Raw genomic sequence first — 22,033 nt, forward strand, 5'->3', positions numbered from 1 at the left:
CCACAAGCACCCCAAGGTGCAGCAGTGGCTGGCGGATCACCCGCGCTGGATCTTCCACTTCACGCCGACTTCGGCGTCCTGGCTCAACGCCGTCGAAGGTTTCTTCTCGGCCATCACCCGCAGGCGCATCCGCCGCGGCGTTTTCAAGTCGGTGCCCGACCTGCAGGACGCGATCACTCGCTACATCCGAGACCACAACAAGGCCGCCAAGCCATTCGCCTGGATCAAGTCCGCCGACATCATTCTCGACAAGCTGGCCAGGCTCCCTGCATCTTCTGTCTGAGTCAGTGCACTAGGTGTTTGATCGCGGGGTGTGGTGGTACGCTTGACCACCATGCTGCGAGGGACGCGCTATGGGCCAGGTTCTTCACGGATGCGCCCGCACGACGGAGGCGGTTCGTCGCGCGATCCAGCTACAGCAAGAGAGCGTAAGGACCCTGGCCCGGCGCTTCGGTGTCAGTCCCACCACGGTCCAGAACTGGCGCAAGCGGGCCACGACGACCGATGCTCCCATGGGCCCGAAGGAGCCCCGTTTCACCGTCCTGACACCCGAGCAGGAGGCTATTGTCATCGCCTTCCGTCGGCACACGCTGCTGCCATTGGACGACTGCCTCTACGCCCTCCAGCCCACCATTCCTCATCTGACGCGCTCGACGCTGCACCGCTGCCTCGAGCGGTGCGGCATCAGCCGCTTACCCCAGGTCGGCGGAGACAAACCGGCCCGGCAGCGCTTTGCCACCTATCCCATCGGCTACTTCCACATCGACTTGGCCGAGGTCAGCACCGAAGAAGGTAAGCTGCGCCTCTTCGTGGCCATCGATCGCACCAGCAAGCTCGCCTTCGTCCGCCTCGTCCCGAGTGCGGGTAAAACGGAGGCTGCTCAGTTCCTCCGCGAGCTAATCGAAGCCATTCCCTACCGCATCCACACCGTGCTGACCGACAACGGCGTGCAGTTCACCCCGCGCGAACAGGACATCTGGGACACAGAGCACATCTTCGACCGTGTCTGCCGCCAGCACGGCATCGAGCACCGGCTGACCAAGATCAATCATCCCTGGACCAACGGCCAGGTCGAGCGGATGAACCGCACCATCAAGGACGCCACCGTCAAGCGCTACCACTACGACACCCACGAGCAGCTGCGGTCCCACCTCCAGCTCTTCGTCGACGCCTACAACCATGCACGCCGGCTCAAGACCTTGCGCAACCTCACACCCAACGAGTTCATCCACCAAACATGGACGAAAGAGCCTGAACGCTTCAGGCTCGATCCGTCACACCACACCCCGGAACCGTACACCTAGAGTTGAAGGGCGCAGCGATCCATTCCGCATGGTTCGGCACTTGGCCTTCCACGCCGCGATCGCCGTCCCTGTGGACCACACCGTCAAACTGCCGCGTCCACGCAGGGACGCATCGTACACATTCCAATTCGTCGCTCAGAGGCACTGCTTGACAACGCCATGGCGGCGACCGGCATTCGCCTCGAAGGCCAAGCTCGGCTTCCGTCGAGGATGGCAGCGCGTCGTCCTCTACGGTCCTACCTCACTTCGATCGCCAGGCTGACCGACACAGCGCATTCCTCAGGATTAACAATTCGCCTTAATAGTTTTTAAATTGTACTGAATTACTGGTTTACCCCATCAGGAGGTCGCACAATGAACCTCACGTGCCCCTGTCCGTCACCTCCAGGCATATCGCCGAAAGCACGGCGCTTAAAGCGCATGATTTGGGCCGGTTGCCTCCTCAACCCTGCGGTGAACGTCGGCCCGTCCGTCGTCTTCAGATGGATCGACATCTTCTCTATCCGATTCGCCAAGCGTGAGGATTGATTTCGTGCCTTCGGACACCGCGTGTCGAGTCGACGTACTCATCCCTGTCTACAACGCTGCCAATACTGTTCGTGCGTCCCTCCGATCAATCCAGGAACAGACAGTATCGGATGTCCGGATCCTCGTGATTGATGACGGATCGACCGATGCAACAGCGGCGATCGTTTCCGAAATTTCTCTTGAAGATCCCCGACTTGAGTTGATCCGGAAGCCGTTCAACAGCGGCATCGTCGATACCCTGAATGTCGGGTTCGGCTATTGCCGATCGCCCTACATCGCCCGCCATGACGCGGACGACGTTGCCTACCCCAACCGCTTCGAGGTGCAACTCCGTTACCTGGAGACTCATGCCGATTGCGTTGCGGTGGGCGCAGCTACCCGGCTGATCGACGCTGCCGGCCGACATCAGGGAGGCTACTCGCGCCTGCCACAGCCCGATATTGCTGATCCCCACTGGTTTCCCTCTCGGGAACCATACATCCTTCACCCATTCCTCATGATCCGGCGCGATGCCCTCGTCGCCGTCGGCGGCTACCGGCACGCCTTTCACGCCGAGGACACCGACCTCTACTGGCGGGTTCAGGAGCGGGGCGGGATGTGCAACCTCCCGGACCTGCTCGGCGAGTATCGCATTCACGCGGGCAGCATCTCGGGCACGTCGATTCAGAACGGGCGTATCAGCGCGCTCAACTCCCAGCTTTCCGCAATCTCGGCAGTCCGGCGCCGGAGCGGGCTACCCGATCTCGTTTTTCCACCGGAGCGCCTCGCTGCGTATCGTCAGACCGACACCACCACCGGCTTGCTCCAGCTTGTCATGGGGGACCTGACCCCGGAGGAACGCGCCTATCTCGAGCTCGCAGTGGCGGTAAAGATCGTCGAGGGTGCGATCTACCGTCCCTACTACCTGGACGAAGAGGATTGCCGCTTCGTGCGGCGCACCCTCACGGCGAACTGGTACCGATTTTGTCGGGAGAATACGGAAGAGGTGCGCGAGAAGCTCGTCTCGGTTGGAACAAAGATGGTGTATGGCCGGCGTCTCCGGGAAGTGGCGATGCTCCTCCCGCCGACGCTGCTCGCGCGAACACTCGGGCAGGTTGCACGGTTCTCCCTTGAGGCTCGGCTCCGTCGATGGATGAGGCGGTTGCGCTCGCGCCCGGCGATCTGATTGGGGTGGAGGCGCTAGCTCCGTGGGCGTTGCGGTGGGCTCGGGCACCTCGACGTCATCTTGGCGCTGCCAGGCACCAGGCTGGAGGCCAGAAGACTGCCAGCGCCCGACGTGAACAAGGGTAACGCGCGGGCACCGTCGACTTGCCGGTCTCGGCTGGCAACTGCCCGAGGATTTCCGCGTCTCGCGCGAAGCGGCCAACGCACGCGGCAAAGGACCCTGCCCTTCCTCGACACTGGCATGCTGCTCCGCGCTGCTCGACAGCCCAAAGCTCACCACGAGGCAGCAAGAACCCTGCTAGCGCGTGACGGCTTCATAGGCGTGCAGGCGCTCAACGGTTTCACCGCCATGGCCTGTCGCGAGCTACAGCAGCCCTAGCTGGACATCACCCGGGCCCTCGGCACTATCGGCGCCCTCCTCCCACCGCCCTGTCCCCTCACCTCCGCGGCGCACAGACCGCCCCCGCGCCTCCCGGAAGGGCTCGGCCAAACAGTCGACGATGCGCTGGTCCCAACCTCGGCGCTCGAGGCCGGACGCGACACCCTCCTCAGCCCGAAACGCAGTGCAGGTGACAATCTATCCCGCACTCGTCCCGAACACGTCCTGCACGGCATCGGCCATTCGGTCCGCGATGGCGTCGAGGGCCGCCGCGTCGGCGATGTAGGGCGGTGCGACGATGACGTGGTCGCCCCGCGTCCCATCGACCGTGCCGCCCATGGGGTAGATCGCGATGCCGCGGCGGAGCGCCGCCTCCTTGATCCGGTCGTTGACGCGATGATCCGGGTCGAAGCTGCGCCGCGTCGCGCGGTCCTCCACGAACTCCAGCGCCCAGAACAGGCCGCGCCCCCGCACGTCGCCGACCCGCAGGTGGTGGCCCAGGCGCTCGCGCAGCCCGGCCCCGAGCCGCTCCCCAAGGGACCGCACCCTCTCCAGCAGCCCTTCCTCGCGGATGATCCGCTGCACCTCGAGCGCGGCGGCGCAGGCCACCGGATGCGCCTGGTAGGTATGGCCGTGCTTGAGGCCGCCCGAGCCGGCCGAGAGCGCCTCCACCACCCGGCGCCCGGCCAGCACGCCGCCGATCGGCTGGTAGCCCCCGCCGAGCCCCTTGGCGATCGTCTGGATGTCGGGCGCGACGCCCTCCTGCTCCCAGGCGTGCAGCGTGCCCGTGCGGCCCATGCCGCACATCACCTCATCAAGGATCAGCAGGGCCCCGTGGCGGTCGCAGACCTCCCGCACGGCGCGGAAGTAGCCGGGCACCGCCGCCACGCAGCCCGTCGTGGCCCCCACCACCGTCTCGGCGACGAAGGCGATGACGCTGTCGGGGCCGAGCCGCTGGAACTCGTCCTCCAGCTCCGCCGCCAGGCGGGCGACATAGGCGGCGTCGCTCTCCCCCTCCCCCTGGCCGCGATAGGCGAAGCAGGGGGAGACGTGGCTGAAGCAGTCCGCGAGGATCGGCGCGTAGGGCTCGCGACGCGCCATGTTCCCGCCCAGCCCGAGCGCGCCCAGCGTGTTGCCGTGGTAGCTCTGGTGCCGCGCGATGTAGCGCCGCCGCTGCGGCTGCCCGATCTCGAGGAAGTACTGGCGCGAGAGCTTCAGCGCGGCCTCCATTGCCTCGGAGCCGGAGGAGGCGAAGTAGGCCCGCGCGAGCCCGCCGGGCTCCTCGCCGACGAGAAGCTCCGCCAGCTCCTCCGCCGCTTCGCAGGAGAAGAAGACGGTGTGCGCGTAGGCGAGCCGCTCGGCCTGCGCGGTCATCGCTTGGATCACGCGGCGGTTCCCGTGGCCGAGGCAGGCGACCGCCGCCCCGCCCGAGGCGTCGATCACGCCCCAGCCCTCCGCCGCCCGCAGCCACAGCCCGTCGCCGGTCGCGGCGAGGACGGGGTCGGCGCGCAGGTTGCGATGCAGGACGCGGCTCATCGGGATCTCCTCAAGGGACGGGGCGCCTCGACGGGCGCTTGTGAGGGGGACGTGTCGGGCGGGGCGATGCGCTTGCGTGACGCGCCCTCCAAGGGTTCCAGGCCCTTGAGGTCCCCGTCCGCGCCGGGATCGTCCACGAAGCGCATGCGCTCGAGAAGGTAGGCCGTCGTACTCTCGATCTCGGCCTTCAGCTCGGCCGAGGCGCGATCGCCATCCTTCCGATGCAGGGCCTCCAGGATCTCGACATGGCGGCTGGCCGCGGGAACGCGGCCCAGGATCAGCCAGCGCGCGTCCCAGAAATGCGGCCCGCGCCGCAGCCAGAGCGTCTCGATGATGCCGAGCAGCATCGGCGCCGCGGCGGCTTGATAGAGGGTGAACAGGAACTGCCGGTCGGCCCGGAGCACCTCCACGGCGTCGTTCGCCTCCCGCGCCGACCGGCCGGCCCGCACCACCTTCGTCAGGGCCGCCTGCGTCGCCCGGTCGATCGCCGGCGTGGCGAGCCGGACGGCGAGCGGCTCCAGTTCCGCCCGGATCGCGCCCAGCTCCGCGAAGGCCGCGCGCGTCAGCCGCGGCACGACCGCGGTGCCGGAGGGCAGGACGTCCACGGCCTGCTCCGCCGAGAGGCGGCGCAGCGCGGTGCGTGCCGGCATGGGGCTTGTTCCCAGCGCCGCGGCGACGCGGCGGATGGAAAGCTTCTGCCCCGGCGTGAACACGCCCTCCACCAGGGCCTGGCGGAGGCGGCGGTAGGCCTGTTCCTCGAGGGAGGGCTCGCTGTTCGAAGAAGCTTGCATGCGTCAGTTTTCGTGATCACAGTATGTCCTAATTTGGGATGGCAGAAGGGGCTTCCGTGAGCCGTCGCGCTTTTCTTCGCCACGCATGGACCGGGCACGCGCCCGGCCCGCACCCCCTCCCCGGCAGGGCGGCATGAGCGCCGCGCGGCCGCTTCCCCGCAACAGCGACCTCCCCGGTGCCCTGGCGGAGGCGCGGGCCCGCTACGCGGCGGCGCGGCCGGCGAGCGCCGAGCAGCACCGCCTGGCCGCCGCCGTCCTGCCCGGCGGCAACACGCGCTCGGTGCTCGCCTACACGCCTTTTCCCACGGCCATGGCGCGCGGCGCGGATTGCCGGCTCTGGGACCTCGACGGGCACGAGTATGTCGACCTCTGCGGCGAGTACACGGCCGGGCTCTTCGGTCATTCGGAGCCTCGCATCCACGAGGCCCTGCGCCAGGCGCTGGCCAACGGCATCAGCCTCGCCGCCGTCGGGCAGGCGGAGCAACGCCTGGCGGCCATCCTCTGCGCCCGCTTCGCGTCGATGGAGCGCGTCCGCTTCACCAACAGCGGGACGGAGGCCAACCTCATCGCGGTGATGGCGGCGCGCGCCTTCACCGGCCGACCCGCCCTGCTCGCCTTCCGGGGCGGCTACCACGGCGGCGTGCTCTCCTTCCCGCTCGCGGGCAGCAGCCCGCTGGCTCTGCCCGTGCCGACGGTGCTCGCGGACTACAACGACCTCGACGGCGCCGTGAGCGCGATCCGGGAGCACGCGGCGACGCTCGGCGCCGTGATCATCGAGCCGATGCTCGGCTCCGGCGGCTGCATCCCCGCGCGCCCCGAATTCCTGGCCGCGCTGCGCGAGGAGACCGCGGCGGCCGGCATCCCGCTCATCTTCGACGAGGTGATGACCTCCCGCATGGCGGCCGGGGGCTGGCAGGCCCGGCTGGGCCTCGTGCCGGACCTGACGACCCTCGGGAAATACGTCGCGGGCGGCATGAGCTTCGGCGCCTTCGGGGGGGGGCGGGACATCATGGACCAGTTCGCCGGCCCGCTCACCCACGCGGGCACCTTCAACAACAACGCGCTCTCCATGGCCGCGGGCTGCGTCGCCATGGGCGAGGTCTTCGGCCCCGAGGCCGCGGAGGCCCTCTTCGCGCGCGGCGAGGCGCTGCGGGCGCGGCTGAACGGGCTTTGCGCCGCGGCGGGCGTGGAGATGGGCTTCACCGGGCTCGGCTCCATGATGACCGTGCAGTTCCGCGCGGGCCCCATCGACCGCCCCGCCGCGCCCACGCCAGCCGAGGAAGGCCTGCGCGAGCTGTTCTTCTTCGACATGATGGAGGCCGGCCTGTACCTCGCCCGGCGCGGGATGGTGGCCCTCAGCCTTCCCGTGGGCGAGGCCGAGACCGAGCGCTTCGCCGATGCCGTCGCCGAGTTCATCGCGATCCGCGAGCCGCTGCTCAAGCGGCAAGCCCATCCTGCATGACCGAACAGGGAGAGGTCGTCATGACGATCCAGTTGAAGCGCCGCGGCATCCTCCGGACGGCCGGCGGGCTGCTCGCCGCCGCCCTGCCGCTGCCCGCCCTGGCGCAGCGCGCCGCGCCGCCGAAGCCGGACCGCATCGTGGTGAACGCCTCGGGCGGGGCCATGGCGAACATCTTCCGGCGGACCTACTTCGCCGAGTTCGAGCGCCGCCACAGCATCCGCGTCGTGGACACCTCCCCGGTGGACTTCGGCAAGCTGCGCGCGATGGTGAACAGCGGCAATCCGGAATGGACCGTCACGGAGATCGGCGGGCAGGACGCGACGCGGGCGAAGGAGATGAACCTCCTCGAGCCGCTCGACACCAGCATCATCGACCTGTCGAACTACCCGGCGGTGGGGCGGGACTCCCATGTCTACGTCTCCTCCGCCTATTCCACCGCGCTCGGCTACCGCACCGATGTGTTCCCCAATAACAGCCAGCCGAAGGGTTGGGCGGAGTTCTGGGACGTGCGCCGCTTCCCCGGCGCCCGCTCGCTGCGCAACCACCCTGTCGACAACCTCGAATTCGCCCTGCTGGCGGACGGCGTGCCGCTGGACAAGCTCTACCCGCTCGACATGGACCGCGCCTTCCGCAAACTCGACGCGATCCGCCCGCACATCGCCGTCTGGTGGTCCACGGGCGCGCAGCCCGCGCAGCTCCTCGTGGACAAGGAGGTCGTGCTCGCGACGGGCTGGAACGGCCGCTTCTTCGAGCTGACGCGGCGCGGCGCGCCGGTCGCCACCGACTTCACCGGCGGCAGCCTCAAGAGCAGCGTCTACGGCATCCCGCGCGGCACGCGTCAGGCCTACTGGGGGCAGCAGTTCCTGCAGGTCATGACCGACCCGCGCCTCCAGGCGGTCTACGCCAACGAGCTGTCCTACGCCGGGCTGAACCCGGAGGCGATGAACTTCATCGCCGACGATGTCCGCCCGCTGCTGCCGACCGCGCCGGAGAACATGGGAAAGCAGTTCTGGCTCGACGTCGCCTGGTGGACGGAGAACGGCGCGCGCGCGCAGGAGCGCTGGAACCGCTGGATGCTGCGCGGCTGAGGGCGGGACGGCGCGGGTGCAGCTCTCGGTCAAGGGGGTCGTCCGGCGGTTCGGCCCGGTCGCGGCGCTGGGCGGCGTCGACCTCGACGTCGCGGAAGGGGAGTTCCTGACCATCCTGGGCCCGTCCGGCTCCGGCAAGACGACGCTTCTCAAGACCGTCGCCGGCTTCGAAGTCCCGGACGAGGGGGCCGTGCTGCTGGGGGGCGAGGACGTCACCCTTTCCCCTCCCCGGCGGCGCGACATGGGCATGGTGTTCCAGAACTACGCGCTGTTCCCGCACATGACGGTCGCGCAGAACGTCGCCTTCCCGCTCGAGATGCGCCGGCGCCCGCGCGAGGAGATCGGACGACGGGTGGAGGAGGCGCTGCGGCTGGTGGAGCTGCAGGCCTTCGGCGCGCGGCTGCCGCGCCAGCTCTCCGGCGGGCAGCAGCAGCGCGTGGCGCTGGCCCGCGCCGTCGTGTTCGGGCCCCGGCTCCTCCTGCTCGACGAGCCCTTCGGCGCGCTCGACCGCAAGCTGCGCGAGGCGCTGCAGCTCGAGGTGCGGCGCCTGCAGCGCCGGCTGCGGCTGACGACGCTGTTCATCACCCATGACCAGGAGGAGGCCCTGATCATGTCGGACCGCATCGCCGTCATGGAGGGGGGGCGGATCGAGCAGGTGGGTCCGCCCGCGGAGCTCTACGCCCGCCCCGCCACCCGCTTCGTGGCGGACTTCCTGGGCGAGTCCAACCTGCTCGAGGGCGGGCTGCGGGACGGGGTCGCCGCGGTGCCGGGCTTCGGCGGCGTGCCGCTGCCGGGGTCGCACCCGCCGGGCGCGGTCACGCTGCTCCTCCGGCCGGAGGCGCTGCGGCTCGCGGCCGACGCTGAGGCCGCCCCCTGCCAGGGGCGCGGGCGGGTGGTCGAGACGATCTTCCTCGGCCTCTCCGCCAAGCTGCGCCTGCGGATGGAGGGCGGGGGAGAGGTCCTCGCGCGCGTCCCGCTGCGCCCCTCCTCCCCGCCCCCCGCCCCGGAAGGGGCGACGATGCTCGTGGGCTTCTCGCCGGAGGACGTGCATGTCGTCCCCCGGCGATAGCCGGCGGACGCTCGCGCGGCGGCGCGAGCTCGGGCTGTTCCTCCTCGGCGCACCGGCCCTGCTGGTGATCGGGCTGGTCTTCGCCTGGCCGGTGCTGCGCCTCCTCTCGCTCTCCGTCGAGGGCGGCACGCTGGAGCATTTCGAAAAGGCGGCGCTCGACGAGCTCTACGTGACGGTGCTGGCCGACAGCCTGAAGATCGCGGCGATGGTCACGGGGATCTGCCTGCTCCTGGCCTATCCCGTGGCCGTCTGGCTCTCGCGCGCCGGTCGCCTCGGCCTGGCGCTCGGCCTCTTCGCGCTGCTCCTGCCCTTCTGGACCAGCGTTCTCGTCCGCACCTACGCCTGGCTGGTCCTGCTGGGGCGGAACGGCGTGATCAACCGATCGCTGCGCGACTGGGGCTGGATCGACGCCCCGCTGCCGCTGCTGCACAACCTGGGGGGCGTGCTCATCGGCATGGTGCAGGTGCTGCTGCCCTACATGGTGCTGCCCATCTACGCGGCGCTCCTGCGGGTCGACCCTGACCTTTCCCGCGCGGCGGAGGGGCTTGGCGCGCCGGCCTGGCGCTCCTTCCTGCGGATCACCCTCCCGCTCTCCCTCTCCGGCGTCTCCGCGGGCTGCGCGCTCGTCTTCGTGCTGTCGCTCGGCTTCTTCATCACGCCGGCGCTGCTGGGCGGCGGCCGCGTCATCATGATCTCGATGCTCATCGAGCAGCAGGTGCGGGAGTTCCTCGACTGGCCCTTCGCCGCCGCCCTCTCCACGGTGCTGCTCGCCGCAACCCTGGTGATCTACGCGCTGATCGGACGGCTGACCCGGGGGACCCGCCATGCGACGCCCTAGGCGCTTCTCCCTCGGCAACCTCCTCCTGACGGGCTTCGCGGGGCTCGTCTTCCTGTTCCTCATGCTGCCGCTGCTCGTCGTCTTCCCCATCTCGGTCTCGTCTGCGTCCTACCTGCAGTTCCCGCCTCCCGGCTTCTCCTGGCAGTGGTATGAGCGCTACCTCGGCGATCCCGGCTGGATCGACGCCACCCTCCGCAGCCTGCAGGTCGCGACGCTGTGCACGGTGCTGGCGATGGCGCTCGGGGTTCCCCTCGCCTTCTTCCTCGTCCGCTCCCGCCTGGCGGGGGTGCGGGTGCTTGACCGGCTGGCGGCGGCGCCGATCATCGTGCCGACGATCATCCTCTCCATCGCCCTCTACGGCGTCTTCTCCCGCCTGCAACTGATCGGGGAATGGTACGGCGTCGCGGTCGCCCACACGGTGCTGGCGCTGCCCTTCGTCGTCATCCTGGTCGGCGCCGGGCTGCGGACCTTCGACGAGGCGCAGGAGCAGGCCGCGGCCGGGCTGGGCGCGGCCTGGCCGCTCATCGTCTGGCGCGTCACTCTGCCGCAGCTGCGGCCGAGCCTCATCTCCGCGGCCTTCCTCGCCTTCATCAGCTCTTTCGACGAGCTGGTGCTGGCCATGTTCCTCTCGGGCGCGTCGATGACCCTGCCCAAGAAGATGTTCGACAACATCATGATGGAGATCGACCCGACCATCGCGGCGGTGTCGGTCCTCCAGATCCTGCTGGTGGGCTTGTGCCTTGGCCTGACCAGCCTCTTCGGCCGTGGCGCGCTCACCACGACCATCACGCGCTGAGGACATCATGGACGGGACGATCTTCCACCCCGGCTTCAAGGCCCTTCCCTACTGGTGGGAGGCGATCCCCATGGGAGAGGACCCGCCGGCCGACCTGCCGCCGCGGGCGGACGTGGTGATCGTCGGCGGCGGGCTGACCGGGCTCAACTGCGCGATCGAGCTCGGCCGGGGCGGCGCCCACCCGGTGGTGCTCGACGCGGAGCCGCTCGGCTTCGGCGCCTCGACCCGCAACGGCGGCGGCGTCTCCGGCGGCAACAACGTGGGCAAGGGCCTTTCCGGCGCGAAGGGACGGCAGAGCCCCGACGAGGTGAAGGAGTGGCTCCGCGCCATCATGGGGGATGCCTCCGAGGGCCTCGCCCACATCGAGGCCCTGATCCAGCGCGAGGGCATCGCCTGCCACTACGAGCGCACCGGCCGCTTCGTCGGCGCCTGGACGCCGAAGCACTACGACGGCATGGCCGCCAAGATCGACACGCTGAACGAGCTCGCCGATGCCGACGCCTCCATGCTCCCGCGCGAGCGCCAGCGGGAGGAGATCGCCTCCGACTACTACCACGGCGGCATGGTCGTGAACCGCACGGGCAAGCTGCACCCGGGGCTCTACCACCGCGGCCTGATGGCGGCGGCGCAGCGCCACGGCGCGGTGCTGCTTGGCCGCACGCGGGCGGGGGCGCTGACGCGGCTCGCGAACGGATGGCGGGTCGAGACCTCGCGCGGGCCAATCGAGGCGCGGGAGGTGGTGATCGCGACCAACGGCTACACGGGCGCCCTGACACCGGACCTGCGCCGCCGCCTGATCCCCGTCGCCTCGCACATCATCGCGACGGAGGAGATCGACCCCAACCTGGCGCGCAGCCTGATCCCCAAGCGGCGCACGCTCGCGGACAGCCGGCGGATCCTCACCTACTACCGCCTCTCCCCCGACAACCGCCGCGTCCTCTTCGGCGGCCGCGCCCGCTTCACGCAGGTGACGCCGGAAGTCTCCGCCCCGATCCTGCACGACATGATGCTGAAGCGCTGGCCGCAGCTGAAGGGCACGCGCGTCACGCACGCCTGGACCGGCAATGTCGCCTTCGCCTTCGACTACCTGCCGCACATGGGGGTGACGCAGAAGGGTCTTCACTACGCCATGGCCTGCAACGGCTCCGGCGTGGCGATGCTCTCCTACCTGGGGGCAGAACTGGGCAAGAAGCTTCTCGGCAAGAGCAACCGCGTGCCGGTTTTCGACGGCCGGGACTTCCCGACGCGGCCCTTCTACACCGGGCACCCCTGGATGCTGCCGATGGTCGGCAACTGGTACCGGTTCCGGGACTGGCTGGACCGCCGCGCGGCGTGAGGGCGGAGAGCGCTGCCGTCGCGCTGGCCCGACCGGAGCATCGACGCCGTCTCAGGCGAGCGCCCGGTCCGGCAGGTCAGCCACCGCGCATGTAGCGCCGCTCCGGCCGGTAGCGTCTTCGCCACCTTGACCCGATGAGGCGCACCAGCCGGGTCATCCAGCGGGGCGTCGCCATCAGGAACGCGTCGCCGCGGCACGCCCGGGACGGGCGGCTCGAGGCGCCTCGAGCCCCAGGCGCCGGAACGCCTCGTCCGGCGCCTCGTGCCGGTGCATCGCCTCGGCCATGCCGGCGGTCAGGCGGACGACGGCCGCTTCGTCCACGATCGGCGACGCCTGGCCAGGATCCGCCGCGAGGTCGTAGAGCGCGGTCCGCGCCTCGTCGAAGAGCCCGTGCGGCGGCTCTCGCGTCCTCTGCCCGGGGCGCGCGGGAACCTTGAGGAGCGGCATGCCCTGGGTGAAGCCGAACGGCTCCACGAGGCTGGCGCCGGCCAGCTCCTCGGTCGCAAAGAAGCTCTTCTGGTGGAGCGGGATGAGGACGTACTCGTTGAGCTCCTGCGTCATCATGTCCGGCGGGTAGCGGAAGTAGGTGTAGCGGCCGTCCGTCACGTTCGTCGCCGCGCCGAACATCCCGAAGATGGCCGTCTCCCGCAGGGCGGCATCGCTGTCGAGCACCGGCAGGAGGGAATGGCCGGTCACCACGGAGGGCGGCGCCACCCCGAAGCAGTCGAGCAGGGTCGGCATCAGGTCGATGGTCTGCGTCAGCGCCTTGCGCCGCCCGCCGGACCGGTGGCCGGGGTGCCAGACGAAGAGCGGGATCCGCGCGATCTCCTCGTAGAAGGGCATCACGTTCTTCGCCCACCACTCGTGCTCCCCGAACAGGAAGCCGTGGTCGGTGGTGACGATCAGGGCGGTGTCCCGCCACAGGTCTCCCTCGTCGAAGACATCGAGAAGCCGACCGAGCTGCTCGTCGCAGAGGGTCAGCAGGGCCGCGTAGTTCGCGCGGATCTCGGCGATCTCGGCCGGTGATTCCGTCACCCGCTTGTAGCGGGGCCAGTCGAGGATCGGGCCCTCGTAGCCCGTCTGGAACCGCTCCCGCAGGCGGGCGGGCGCGTGGAAGGGCTCGTGCGGGTCGAAGGTCTCGAGGTGCAGCAGCCAGCGGTCGGCGTGCCGGTTCGTGGCCAGGAACTCCAGCGCGGCGTCGAAGCACTTCACGCTGGGGAAGTCGGCCTCCTCCTTTATGTGCTCGCGGTTGATCATGTGGTTCAGCCGCCCGTCCGTCGGCTCGGCCGGGTGCTGGAGCGGGTGGTACATGGCCTTGAAGCGCTCGAGCGGCGGCTCCACGAGCGCCTTCCACTTGTCCTTCTCCTGGCCGCGTATGTAGTCCCAGCTCGAGTAGCGCTGGTGGTAGGTCGCGCCGCCGTCCTCGAAGTAGTGGAAGTGGTCGGAGACAAGGTGGCTGTAGACGCCGGCCTTGCCGAGCAGGGCGGCGTAGGAGATGTCGTAGGGCTCCAGCGGGCCCCAGCCGCGGTGGAGGAAGTTGAGCCGCCCCGTGTGCAGGTCGCGCCGCGCGGGCATGCAGGGCAGGCTGCCGGCGTAGTGCGTGTCGAAGACCGCCGCGCGCCGGCTCAGGCGGTCGAAGTTCGGCGTCGGCACGGCGGTGCCGCCATAGGCGCCGAGCGCGTGGCGGTTGAGGCTGTCGAACAGGACAAAGACGACGCGCACGGTGCCTAATCCCCCTTCAGGCCGGCCAGGAAGGCGCGCCAGCCGCCGAGATCGCTGATGTCGCGGGCCGTGCCCGCCTCGGACGGGTCGCAGAGATAGCCGTGCACCTCCGTCCCGTCCTCCAGCCGCACGCGGCCCAGGCGGACGGGCGCGCGGACGAGGCGGGCCAGCCGCTCCACGGCGCCGGCGGGCAGCGCGTAGAGCTCGCCCTCGATGCGGGCTCCCTCCCCCGGCGCCGCCTCGATCAGGCCTGGGTTGGGGCGAGGCCCGGCTCCGCGCGCCAGCAGGCGGTAGGACGCGGCCGTGCGAACGGGGCGGAGGAGCCTGGCGCCCTCCTCCACCAGCTCGTGGTGCCGGGAAAGACCCGCCAGGTGGTTGCCCACGGCGAGCAGGCAATCGGCCTCGTTCGTCATGCCTCCGCCTACTCCGGCCGGATGCCCTGGCGCTCGATCAGCGCCTTCCAGCGGCCGATCTCCGAGATCTGGAAGGCCCGGCACTCCGCTGGCGAGCTGGCCGAGACAGTGAAGCCGATCTCCGCCATGCGCTGCACGACCTGCGGCTGGCGCAGCGCGGCCGTGATGTCCCCGTGCAGCCGCGAGACGATCGGCGCCGGCACGCCCGACGGGACCATCATCGCCTGCCAGGAGGTCACGACGAGGTCGCGCAACCCGGCCTCCACCCCGGTCGGCACCTCCGGCAGGAGGGACGAGCGCTCCGCCGAGGTGATGACGATGGCGCGCAGCCGTCCCTCGCGCACGTGGCTCGTGACGTTGCCCAGGTTGAAGAAGGCCATCTCGACGTTCCCCGCCATCACGTCGGTCAGGGCCGGCGGGCCGCCGGGATAGGGCACGTGCTGGGCCTGGGTGCCGGTGAGCTGCTTGAACAGCTCCATCGTGAGCTGGTCCGAGGAGCCGACGCCACTCGTCGCGTAGGAGGTCCGGTCGCCCCGTTCCTTCATCCAGGCGACGAGCGACGCCACGTCACGGGCCGGGTTCCGCGGGTGGACGACGAGGACGTTCGGCGTGGTCGCCACCAGGGTGATCGGCTCGAAGTCCTTCACCGGGTCGTAGCTGAGGCCGGGGCGGAGGGCGAAGTTGATGGCGAAGTGGCCGATCGACCCCATCAGCAGCGTGTAGCCGTCGGGCGCGCCGCGGGCCACGAAACGGCTGCCCACCTCGCCGTTCGCCCCGGGACGGTTGTCCACGACCACCGGCCGTCCGAAGGACTGCTGCAGCATCGGGACGATGGAGCGGGAGATCACGTCGCCCGTGCCGCCGGCTGGGCCGGGAACGACGATGCTGACCGGGCGGGAAGGCCAGGGGTCCTGCGCCGCGGCCGGGCGCGCCAGGGCCCCGGCCCCGGCCCCGGCGAGGAGCGACGCGCCGAGGAACGCCCGCCGGCCGCACCCCGCCGGGTTACCCGGTGGGGCCGGCCCCACCCCGCCCGATGCCCGTTCGCGAAAGCCGGACGGAAGGTCGGTCCACATCGGCGCGCTGCCTCCTCCGACGCTCGGCCGGCCTGGTGCCGGGCGGCTTTCTTTCGCCGCAGCATCGCGCCACCCTGCCCGGGAAGTCCAAGATCATCGGGCGACGGGCCCGATGCCAGAACGGCATGGAGTACCCCTCCCTGGAACTGCGCCAGCTCCGCTACTTCGTGACGGTCGGCCGCCAACGGCATTTCGGGCGGGCCGCGGCCCTGCTCCGGGTGGCGCAGCCCGCGCTCAGCCGGCAGGTCGCGAAGCTGGAGGCGGAGCTCGGCGTCCAGTTGCTGCAGCGCCATGCCCGGGGCGTGTCCCTGACCGCGGAGGGGGAGGCCCTGCTGGCCCGCGCCGAGGCGGTGCTCGCCGAAGCCGGCGCCCTGCTGGAGGAGGCGCGGGCGCAGCCGAGGGAGCCCCAGGGCACCGTCTCCCTCGGCTTCTCCCCGAGCGTGGCCGAGCTTTTCGGGGGGCGCCTGGCCGCGCTGAGCCTGCGCCGCTACCCGCAGGTGCGGCTGCGGATCACGACGGCCGCCAGCCCGGTGCTGGAGGCCTGGATCCAGGAGGGGCGCGTCGACGTCGCCATCCTGAACGGCCCGTCGGACCCCTCCCGCTTCCTGCTGACACCGCTTCTGGAGGAGCCGGTCTGCCTCATCGGGCGGCGCGACGATCCACGGCTGGCCACGGACCGGGTGGAGTTGGCCGCGCTGAACCGCTTGCCGCTGGTGGTGACCGGCCCTCCCGACGGGCCCATGCAACGCATGCTCGTCGCGGCGCAGGCCCAGGCGCAGCAAGCCCTTTCGCCGCTGGCCCAGGTCGACACGGCCGTGGTGGGGCGCCAGCTTGTGCTGGCGGGCGTGGGGCCGATGGTGGAGGTGGTGGCGGTCGTCAAGGCCGAGCTCGAGGCAGGGACCCTGAAGGCCGTGCCGATCGGCGATCTGCGCCTGCAGCGCTTCCTCGCCCGTGCCAGGGGACGCGCGGGCTCGGACGCCGTCGCGCGCGTCGCGGGGCTCATGCGCGACTGCGTCGCCGAGATGGTGGCGGAGGGAAGCTGGCCCGGCGCCGTGGCGCTTGGGGGCGGACACATGGAAGGGCAGAACGGACGCTGACGGGCGGTCCCGCGATGAACGTGCCGAAGGCTGCCGGGATCATCCCTCGGGCGCGGGACGGCTCCCGGCCGCGTAGGGCCTCGCGGTCTCACCATGCCTCGTGAACCCGCGCGAAGCACGGCGCGACCACCGCCGTATCCCGTGGGCAGGCGCACACCGTGAGCAGGTCGGAAAACCGTCGGGCGCGTTGATACCCCAGCCGTCGGATGCGCCCGCCTTTGCCAGCGCCAGCCCACCCCAACCGGGCATTTCTTTGCCTATGAGGAACGTTCAAATCTCTGATTGCGTTCACCGCGTCAGCGATCTTAGATCATGACGCCTCACGAATTCGTGAGTAAGTCTCGTCCAGACCTCCCTCAGGTTCATTGCTCATGACGAACTCGGATCACCAGCAGGTTCAGGGCGCGTTTGCCCTGCTGACCGCCTGCATGAGCCAGCTGGCCGCGCGAGAAACGAGCGCGCTGGCTCGCTCCGCCCTTCTGAGCGAGGCGTTGGACGCCGCGGAGACGATGGAGGCGCTGGCCGACCCCACCCGGGACGGCTTCATGCCCACCAGCTTTCCCCCGACGGTCTCGCCCGAGATGCACCGTCCGTGGCCGAGGCGCGCGCCGTCGCTTCTGGCGGGGCGCGCCTCCCCCCGCCATCGGAGGAGCGCCGCGTGACCTTTCGCCCGCTGCCTCTGATCAGGCCTTCGCGGCCGGTGCGAAGGATCCTCACCCTTCTCCGCGGCTGGGTTGCCGCCAGCACCTACCGGCCCGAGCGCCACTACATGCGCGGCGGCCGGTAGGCACGTGGCGGCGGCCGTGGCGCTAAAGCCCGGAAAGATCGGCGGCTAGGCTGACATCGAATGCGTCGCGTCCCCGCGTGCCCTGGCCTGTCAGGGTTCAAGGAAGCAAGCGATCCGACCACAGGCCTCGGAGAGTGCCAGAACTCTCCCAAGGCTGCCGGCACGATCCGACGAAAGCCGTCGGCAACACGGGTTGAGTAAGTCCGGCTGATCCCGGTGAGCAGGCGTTCAGGCACCGGCTATCCTCCCTTGGATGGCTCAAACAGCTCGACGTCGCCGTGCCGGGGGTGGGGCATGGCGTGGCCGAGGCGGGTTTCGAGTTCGGCGATGCGGGCGCTCTCGGCGGGCAGTTCGCGCAGAAAGGCGCGCCCGGTCGAGGGCACGTAGAGGAGCCGCCGGGCCAGCGTGCCGCGGAGCTGGCGCACCACGGGCGCCATGCCCTCCGCGCGGAGGTAGCCCTCGACGTAGTCGGCGTTGCGCGGCCCGATGGCGGTGTGGTCCGGCGCCAGGCGCGCGCCGCCGAAGAGCTTGATCTCGAGGCGCGAGCGACGCAGGCCGCGACGCAGGAGCCGAGCGTCGTCAGGATCGCCGTGTCCCGGTCGTCCGTGACGTGGTGCTCGCCGGGGCCGACCTTCACCACCACCCGCGCGGCCCCGGGCAGCCACCCGGCCCTCGTGCTCTCCGCGCTCATCGGAGCTTGCGGTAGATGGTGCGGCCGAGATGGGCGAAGCGGTCGCTCACCCGGAACAGGCTCTCGGAGTGCCCGATGAAGAGGTGCCCGCCCGGGGCGAGCAGGCCCGCGAAGCGGTCGAAGAGGGCGCGCTGGGTCGGCTTGTCGAAGTAGATGACGACGTTGCGGCAGAAGATGACGTCGAAGGGCCCGCGCATCGGCCAGGGGCCGAGCAGGTTCAGCGCCCGGAAGGCGATCAGCGAGCGCAGGCGCGGCGCCATGCCCGCGCGGTCCCCGTCGAGGCGCTGCACGTGGGCCCGGCGCAGCGCCTCCGGCACCGCCGCCACGCGGTCGGCGGGGTAGATCCCGGCCGCGGCCTGGGCGACCATCTCGGTGTCGATGTCGGTCGCGAGCACGCGCGCGTCCCACTCCGCGAGGTCGGGCATGGCCGAGGCCATCGTCATGGCGATGCTGTAGGGCTCCTCGCCGGACGAGCAGCCGGCCGACCAGACGCGCAGGCGCCGCCCCGCCCGCGGCAGCCCCGGCAGCAGCTCGGTGGCGAGGTACTCGAAGTGGTGCGCCTCGCGGAAGAAGCCGGTCAGGTTCGTGGTGATGGCGTTGACCAGGTGGACCCGCTCGTCGGCGCCGTCGGGCCCGTCGAGCCGGTCGCAGTAGGCGGCGAAGCTGGCCAGGCCAAGCGCCCGCAGCCGCCGCCGCAGCCGCCCGTAGACGAGGTCGCGCTTGTTCTCGCCGAGCTTGATCCCCGAGGCGTCGTGCACCCTCGCGACGATCCGCGCGAAGTCCTCGCGCGTGATCGCGACCTCCCCGGGCGCCGCCGCGGCGGGCACGGCGGAACGCCCCCGCTCAGAACTCCTTCCAGTCATCCTCCGCCTCGACCGCGCGCGCCGCCGGCCGCCGGGCCAGGGGGGCCGCCGCCCGCCCGCCCGCCGCCCTCGCCGGCGCCGCGGCGGTGGCCTTGGCCGGCGCCGCGGCGTAGCCGTCCGGCAGGACGAAGCCCGCGACCATCTCGGCCAGCGCCGTCGTCTGCTCCTCCATGGACTTGGCGGCGGCCGCGGCCTCCTCGACCAGCGCCGCGTTCTGCTGGGTGATCTTGTCCATCTGCGAGACGGCGGTGTTCACCTGCTCGATGCCGGTGCTCTGCTCCTGGGACGCGGCCGAGATCTCCGCCATGATGTCGGTCACGCGCTTCACCGAAGTGACGATCTCGTTCATCGTCTCGCCGGCCGAGGTGACGAGCTTCGAGCCGCTGTCGACCTTCTCGACGGAGTCCGAGATCAGTGCCTTGATCTCCTTGGCGGCGTTGGCGCTGCGCTGGGCGAGGTTGCGCACCTCGGCGGCGACCACCGCGAAGCCCCGGCCCTGGTCGCCCGCGCGCGCCGCCTCCACCGCCGCGTTCAGCGCGAGGATGTTCGTCTGGAAGGCGATCTCGTCGATCACGCCGATGATGTCGCTGATCTTGCGGCTGGACTGGGTGATGCCGTCCATCGTGCGCACGACCTCGGTCACCACCAGCCCGCCGCGCGTCGCCGTCTCGGAGGCCGAGGCCGCGAGCTTGTTCGCCTGCTGCGCGTTGTCGGNCGAGGTTGCGCACCTCGGCGGCGACCACCGCGAAGCCCCGGCCCTGGTCGCCCGCGCGCGCCGCCTCCACCGCCGCGTTCAGCGCGAGGATGTTCGTCTGGAAGGCGATCTCGTCGATCACGCCGATGATGTCGCTGATCTTGCGGCTGGACTGGGTGATGCCGTCCATCGTGCGCACGACCTCGGTCACCACCAGCCCGCCGCGCGTCGCCGTCTCGGAGGCCGAGGCCGCGAGCTTGTTCGCCTGCTGCGCGTTGTCGGCGTTCTGCCGCACCGTGCTCGTCAGCTCCTCGAGGCTCGCCGAGGTCTCCTCCAGGCTCGCCGCCTGCTCCTCGGTGCGCTGCGACAGGTCGGTGTTGCCCATCGCGATCTCGCGCGAGGCCACCGTGATCGCCCCGCAGCTCTCCGTGATCGTCGCCACCACGCCGGCCATCGTGTCCAGCATGCCGTTGATGCCAGCGCAGAGATCCCCGATCTCCCCCGTCTTGCCCGCCATCGGAATGCGCTGGCTCAGGTCGTTCCCCTCCGCCGCCGCCACAATCGCCTGCGTCTCCCCCACCGCACGCTGCAGGGCCTGGCTCACCTCGAACTGGGCCGCCATCGTGTCGACCATCGCGTTCACGCCGCCGCAGAGGCTCGCGATCGCGCCCTCCAGCCCCTCGGTCGGGATGCGCCGCTCGAAGTCGTTCCGCCGGGCCGCCGCCACCAGCTCGTCCACCTGCTCCACCGCCCGCGTCATGGCCGCCGCGGCCTGCACCTGCGCCGTCACGTCGGTGGCGTACTTCACAACCTTGAACGGCTTGCCGTTGAGGTCGAGGATCGGGTTGTAGGAGGCCTCGATCCAGACCTCGCGGCCGCCCTTGCCGAGGCGCTTGTACCGGCCGGCGTCGTACTCGCCGCGCCCGAGCTTCTCCCAGAAGGCGCGGTAGGCGGCGCCCTGGCGCTCCGCCGGCTCGACGAAGAGGCTGTGGTGCTGGCCCTGCACCTCGGCCAGCGTGTAGCCGAGCGTGTTCAGGAAGTTGGCGTTCGCGTGCAGCACCCGGCCGCCGAGGTCGAACTCGATCACCGCCTGCGCCTTGTCGATGGCGGCGAGCTGCCCCTCCGCGTTCGCCGTCGCCAGCCGCTGCTGCGTGATGTCGGTCGCGTACTTGACCACGCGGACCGCGCGGCCCGACGCGTCGAGCACGGGGTTGTAGCTCGCCTGGATCCAGACCTCGCGGCCGCCCTTGCCGATCCGCTTGTACTGCGCGGCGTCGTACTCGCCGCGGCCCAGCCGCTCCCAGAAGGCGCGGTACTCGGCGCTCGCGCGGTAGGCGTCGTCGACGAAGAGGCTGTGGTGCCGGCCGCGCACCTCCTCGAGCGTGTAGCCCATCGTGGCGAGGAAGTTCTCGTTCGCGTGCAGGATGCGGCCGTCCAGGTCGAACTCGATGACCGCCTGCGATCGGATCATCGCGGCCACCTGCCCCTGCTGGAGCTGCTGCTCCGTCACGTCTGACCACGCGAGCACGAAGCCGTCGTGCTGCCCCGCCTCGTCGCGGGTGGCGCTGGCCACGACCTCCAGCACCGACCCGCCGGCCGCCACGATGGCGCGCGCCGGCGGCTGCGAGGGGTCCGCGGCCAGCCGCTGCCAGGGGGCGCCGTCCCGCAGCAGCCCCCCGACGTCGGTGCCGGCGATCCGGCCGGGGGTGAAGCCCGGCCAGGCCTGGCGCAGCGCCTCCGCGTGACGCGCCAGCAGCGCCTCCGCGGCCGGGTTGGCCTCGGTGACGACCCCCCGGCGGTCGGCGACGAGAAGCGCGGTGGGGGAGCCGTGCAGCGCGCGGTGGGCGCGCAGGCCCCGCCGCTCGGCGCTCGCGTCCGCCAGCAGCACGACCGCGCGCGGCCGGCCACCGTCCTCTGACGGCAGGGGCGACGCGTCCAGCCGCACCACGGCGCCCTCGCCCTCGGCCGCGAGCGGGACCAGCCGCGCGGTGGCCGCCTCCCCCCGCGCGACGCGGTCGAGGAAGGCGCGCCCGGCCGTGCCGCCCGGCTCTGCCTCGCCGAGGAAGGACAGCAGCGCGCCACCCCGGATCGCCTCCGGCGTGCGGCCCATCACGGAGGCGGCGTGTTGGTTAGCGTCGAGGATGGTTCCGTCGGCGGCGAGTTCGATCATGGGGTGATGTTCTTCGAGGGCGGCGAGGCGGGCCTCGAGGTCGCGCGCGGCGGCGCGTCGGTCGCGCGCGGCGCGGCGGTCGAAGAAGCTGGCAGGCGCGGCGGCCTGGTTCGTCCGGGTGATGAACATGCTCGGGCTCCGGGGGCGATCAGGGGTGGCGATCAGGGGTGGCGATCGGGGTGGCGATCAGGGGTGGCGGGTCAGGGGTTGATCAGGGTTGATCAGGCGTGCA

The 22,033-nt window shown here is 70.8% G+C and carries 18 protein-coding genes and 2 pseudogenes; 11 read left to right on the forward strand and 9 right to left on the reverse strand.

Translation table 11 applies throughout. The features are described 5' to 3' along the window. From EAH89_RS28200 to EAH89_RS28210, 3 genes and pseudogenes are all read left to right on the forward strand, one after another. Positions 1-283 (forward strand): annotated as a pseudogene (locus EAH89_RS28200) (IS630 family transposase); the annotation flags it as partial. Between the two features lie 70 nt (positions 284-353). Beyond that, positions 354-1,304 carry an IS481 family transposase gene (locus tag EAH89_RS28205; RefSeq protein WP_140887036.1) on the forward strand — a complete coding sequence of 317 codons (951 nt, stop codon included), beginning with the start codon at positions 354-356 and terminating at the stop codon, positions 1,302-1,304. 532 nt (positions 1,305-1,836) lie between these two features. Next, positions 1,837-2,997 carry a glycosyltransferase family 2 protein gene (locus EAH89_RS28210; RefSeq protein ID WP_161993812.1) on the forward strand — a complete coding sequence of 387 codons (1,161 nt, stop codon included), beginning with the start codon at positions 1,837-1,839 and terminating at the stop codon, positions 2,995-2,997. A gap of 576 nt (positions 2,998-3,573) precedes the next feature. Here the strand turns inward: EAH89_RS28210 and EAH89_RS28215 are convergent. After that, on the reverse strand, positions 3,574-4,911 hold the full coding sequence (locus EAH89_RS28215; RefSeq protein ID WP_140887038.1) for an aspartate aminotransferase family protein: 1,338 nt from the start codon (positions 4,909-4,911) through the stop codon (positions 3,574-3,576). Next, complete coding sequence (locus tag EAH89_RS28220) at positions 4,908-5,702, reverse strand: GntR family transcriptional regulator (RefSeq protein WP_140887039.1); 795 nt, start codon at positions 5,700-5,702, stop codon at positions 4,908-4,910. The genes EAH89_RS28215 and EAH89_RS28220 overlap by 4 nt, the downstream gene beginning before the upstream one ends. Before the next feature lie 133 nt (positions 5,703-5,835). Between EAH89_RS28220 and EAH89_RS28225 the strand changes: the two genes are divergently transcribed. Genes EAH89_RS28225 through EAH89_RS28250 form a run of 6 tightly spaced genes read left to right on the forward strand, consistent with a single transcriptional unit; the run spans position 5,836 to position 12,291 of the window. Next, on the forward strand, positions 5,836-7,164 hold the full coding sequence (locus tag EAH89_RS28225) for an aspartate aminotransferase family protein (RefSeq protein WP_140887040.1): 1,329 nt from the start codon (positions 5,836-5,838) through the stop codon (positions 7,162-7,164). A gap of 20 nt (positions 7,165-7,184) precedes the next feature. Beyond that, on the forward strand, positions 7,185-8,252 hold the full coding sequence (locus EAH89_RS32045; RefSeq protein WP_140887041.1) for an ABC transporter substrate-binding protein: 1,068 nt from the start codon (positions 7,185-7,187) through the stop codon (positions 8,250-8,252). Between the two features lie 16 nt (positions 8,253-8,268). Then, complete coding sequence (locus tag EAH89_RS28235) at positions 8,269-9,321, forward strand: ABC transporter ATP-binding protein (protein WP_140887042.1); 1,053 nt, start codon at positions 8,269-8,271, stop codon at positions 9,319-9,321. Further along, positions 9,302-10,159, forward strand: a complete 858-nt coding sequence (locus EAH89_RS28240; RefSeq protein WP_140887043.1) for an ABC transporter permease — start codon at positions 9,302-9,304, stop codon at positions 10,157-10,159. The genes EAH89_RS28235 and EAH89_RS28240 overlap by 20 nt, the downstream gene beginning before the upstream one ends. Next, positions 10,146-10,955 carry an ABC transporter permease gene (locus EAH89_RS28245; protein ID WP_140887044.1) on the forward strand — a complete coding sequence of 270 codons (810 nt, stop codon included), beginning with the start codon at positions 10,146-10,148 and terminating at the stop codon, positions 10,953-10,955. Before EAH89_RS28240 ends, EAH89_RS28245 begins: the two co-directional genes overlap by 14 nt. A 7-nt stretch (positions 10,956-10,962) precedes the next feature. After that, positions 10,963-12,291 carry an NAD(P)/FAD-dependent oxidoreductase gene (locus EAH89_RS28250; RefSeq protein WP_140887045.1) on the forward strand — a complete coding sequence of 443 codons (1,329 nt, stop codon included), beginning with the start codon at positions 10,963-10,965 and terminating at the stop codon, positions 12,289-12,291. Between the two features lie 174 nt (positions 12,292-12,465). Here EAH89_RS28250 and EAH89_RS28255 read toward each other — a convergent pair whose 3' ends face one another. The 3 genes from EAH89_RS28255 to EAH89_RS28265 are packed head-to-tail and all read right to left on the reverse strand — an operon-like array spanning position 12,466 to position 15,499. After that, positions 12,466-14,013 (reverse strand): sulfatase, encoded by a 1,548-nt coding sequence (locus EAH89_RS28255; protein WP_140887046.1) that lies wholly within the window; start codon positions 14,011-14,013, stop codon positions 12,466-12,468. A 5-nt stretch (positions 14,014-14,018) separates the two neighbouring features. Continuing rightward, a complete protein-coding gene (locus tag EAH89_RS28260) occupies positions 14,019-14,426 on the reverse strand; it encodes an allophanate hydrolase-related protein (RefSeq protein ID WP_140887047.1) in 408 nt (135 codons plus the stop codon). A gap of 8 nt (positions 14,427-14,434) precedes the next feature. Continuing rightward, the gene (locus tag EAH89_RS28265) at positions 14,435-15,499 is read right to left on the reverse strand and encodes a Bug family tripartite tricarboxylate transporter substrate binding protein (RefSeq protein ID WP_140887048.1); all 1,065 of its coding nucleotides are present in this window, start codon (positions 15,497-15,499) and stop codon (positions 14,435-14,437) included. A 125-nt stretch (positions 15,500-15,624) separates the two neighbouring features. Between EAH89_RS28265 and EAH89_RS28270 the strand changes: the two genes are divergently transcribed. Both EAH89_RS28270 and EAH89_RS28275 read left to right on the forward strand, forming a co-directional pair. Further along, the gene (locus EAH89_RS28270) at positions 15,625-16,596 is read left to right on the forward strand and encodes a LysR family transcriptional regulator (RefSeq protein ID WP_161993813.1); all 972 of its coding nucleotides are present in this window, start codon (positions 15,625-15,627) and stop codon (positions 16,594-16,596) included. Positions 16,597-16,967: 371 nt separating this feature from the next. Next, positions 16,968-17,258 (forward strand): hypothetical protein, encoded by a 291-nt coding sequence (locus EAH89_RS28275; protein ID WP_140887050.1) that lies wholly within the window; start codon positions 16,968-16,970, stop codon positions 17,256-17,258. 364 nt (positions 17,259-17,622) lie between these two features. Here the strand turns inward: EAH89_RS28275 and EAH89_RS28280 are convergent, their stop codons facing one another. From EAH89_RS28280 to EAH89_RS33255, 4 genes and pseudogenes are all read right to left on the reverse strand, one after another. Then, complete coding sequence (locus EAH89_RS28280) at positions 17,623-18,048, reverse strand: hypothetical protein (protein WP_161993814.1); 426 nt, start codon at positions 18,046-18,048, stop codon at positions 17,623-17,625. Between the two features lie 22 nt (positions 18,049-18,070). Beyond that, positions 18,071-18,901, reverse strand: a complete 831-nt coding sequence (locus EAH89_RS28285; RefSeq protein WP_206667714.1) for a CheR family methyltransferase — start codon at positions 18,899-18,901, stop codon at positions 18,071-18,073. A 16-nt stretch (positions 18,902-18,917) separates the two neighbouring features. Beyond that, positions 18,918-19,559 carry a methyl-accepting chemotaxis protein gene (locus EAH89_RS32295; RefSeq protein ID WP_408906329.1) on the reverse strand — a complete coding sequence of 214 codons (642 nt, stop codon included), beginning with the start codon at positions 19,557-19,559 and terminating at the stop codon, positions 18,918-18,920. 91 nt (positions 19,560-19,650) lie between these two features. Further along, positions 19,651-21,930 (reverse strand): annotated as a pseudogene (locus EAH89_RS33255) (PAS domain-containing protein); the annotation flags it as partial. Positions 21,931-22,033: the final 103 nt, after the last annotated feature.

The sequence above is a fragment of the Muricoccus nepalensis genome, from assembly GCF_006438825.1.
GTDB lineage: Bacteria > Pseudomonadota > Alphaproteobacteria > Acetobacterales > Acetobacteraceae > Roseomonas > Roseomonas nepalensis.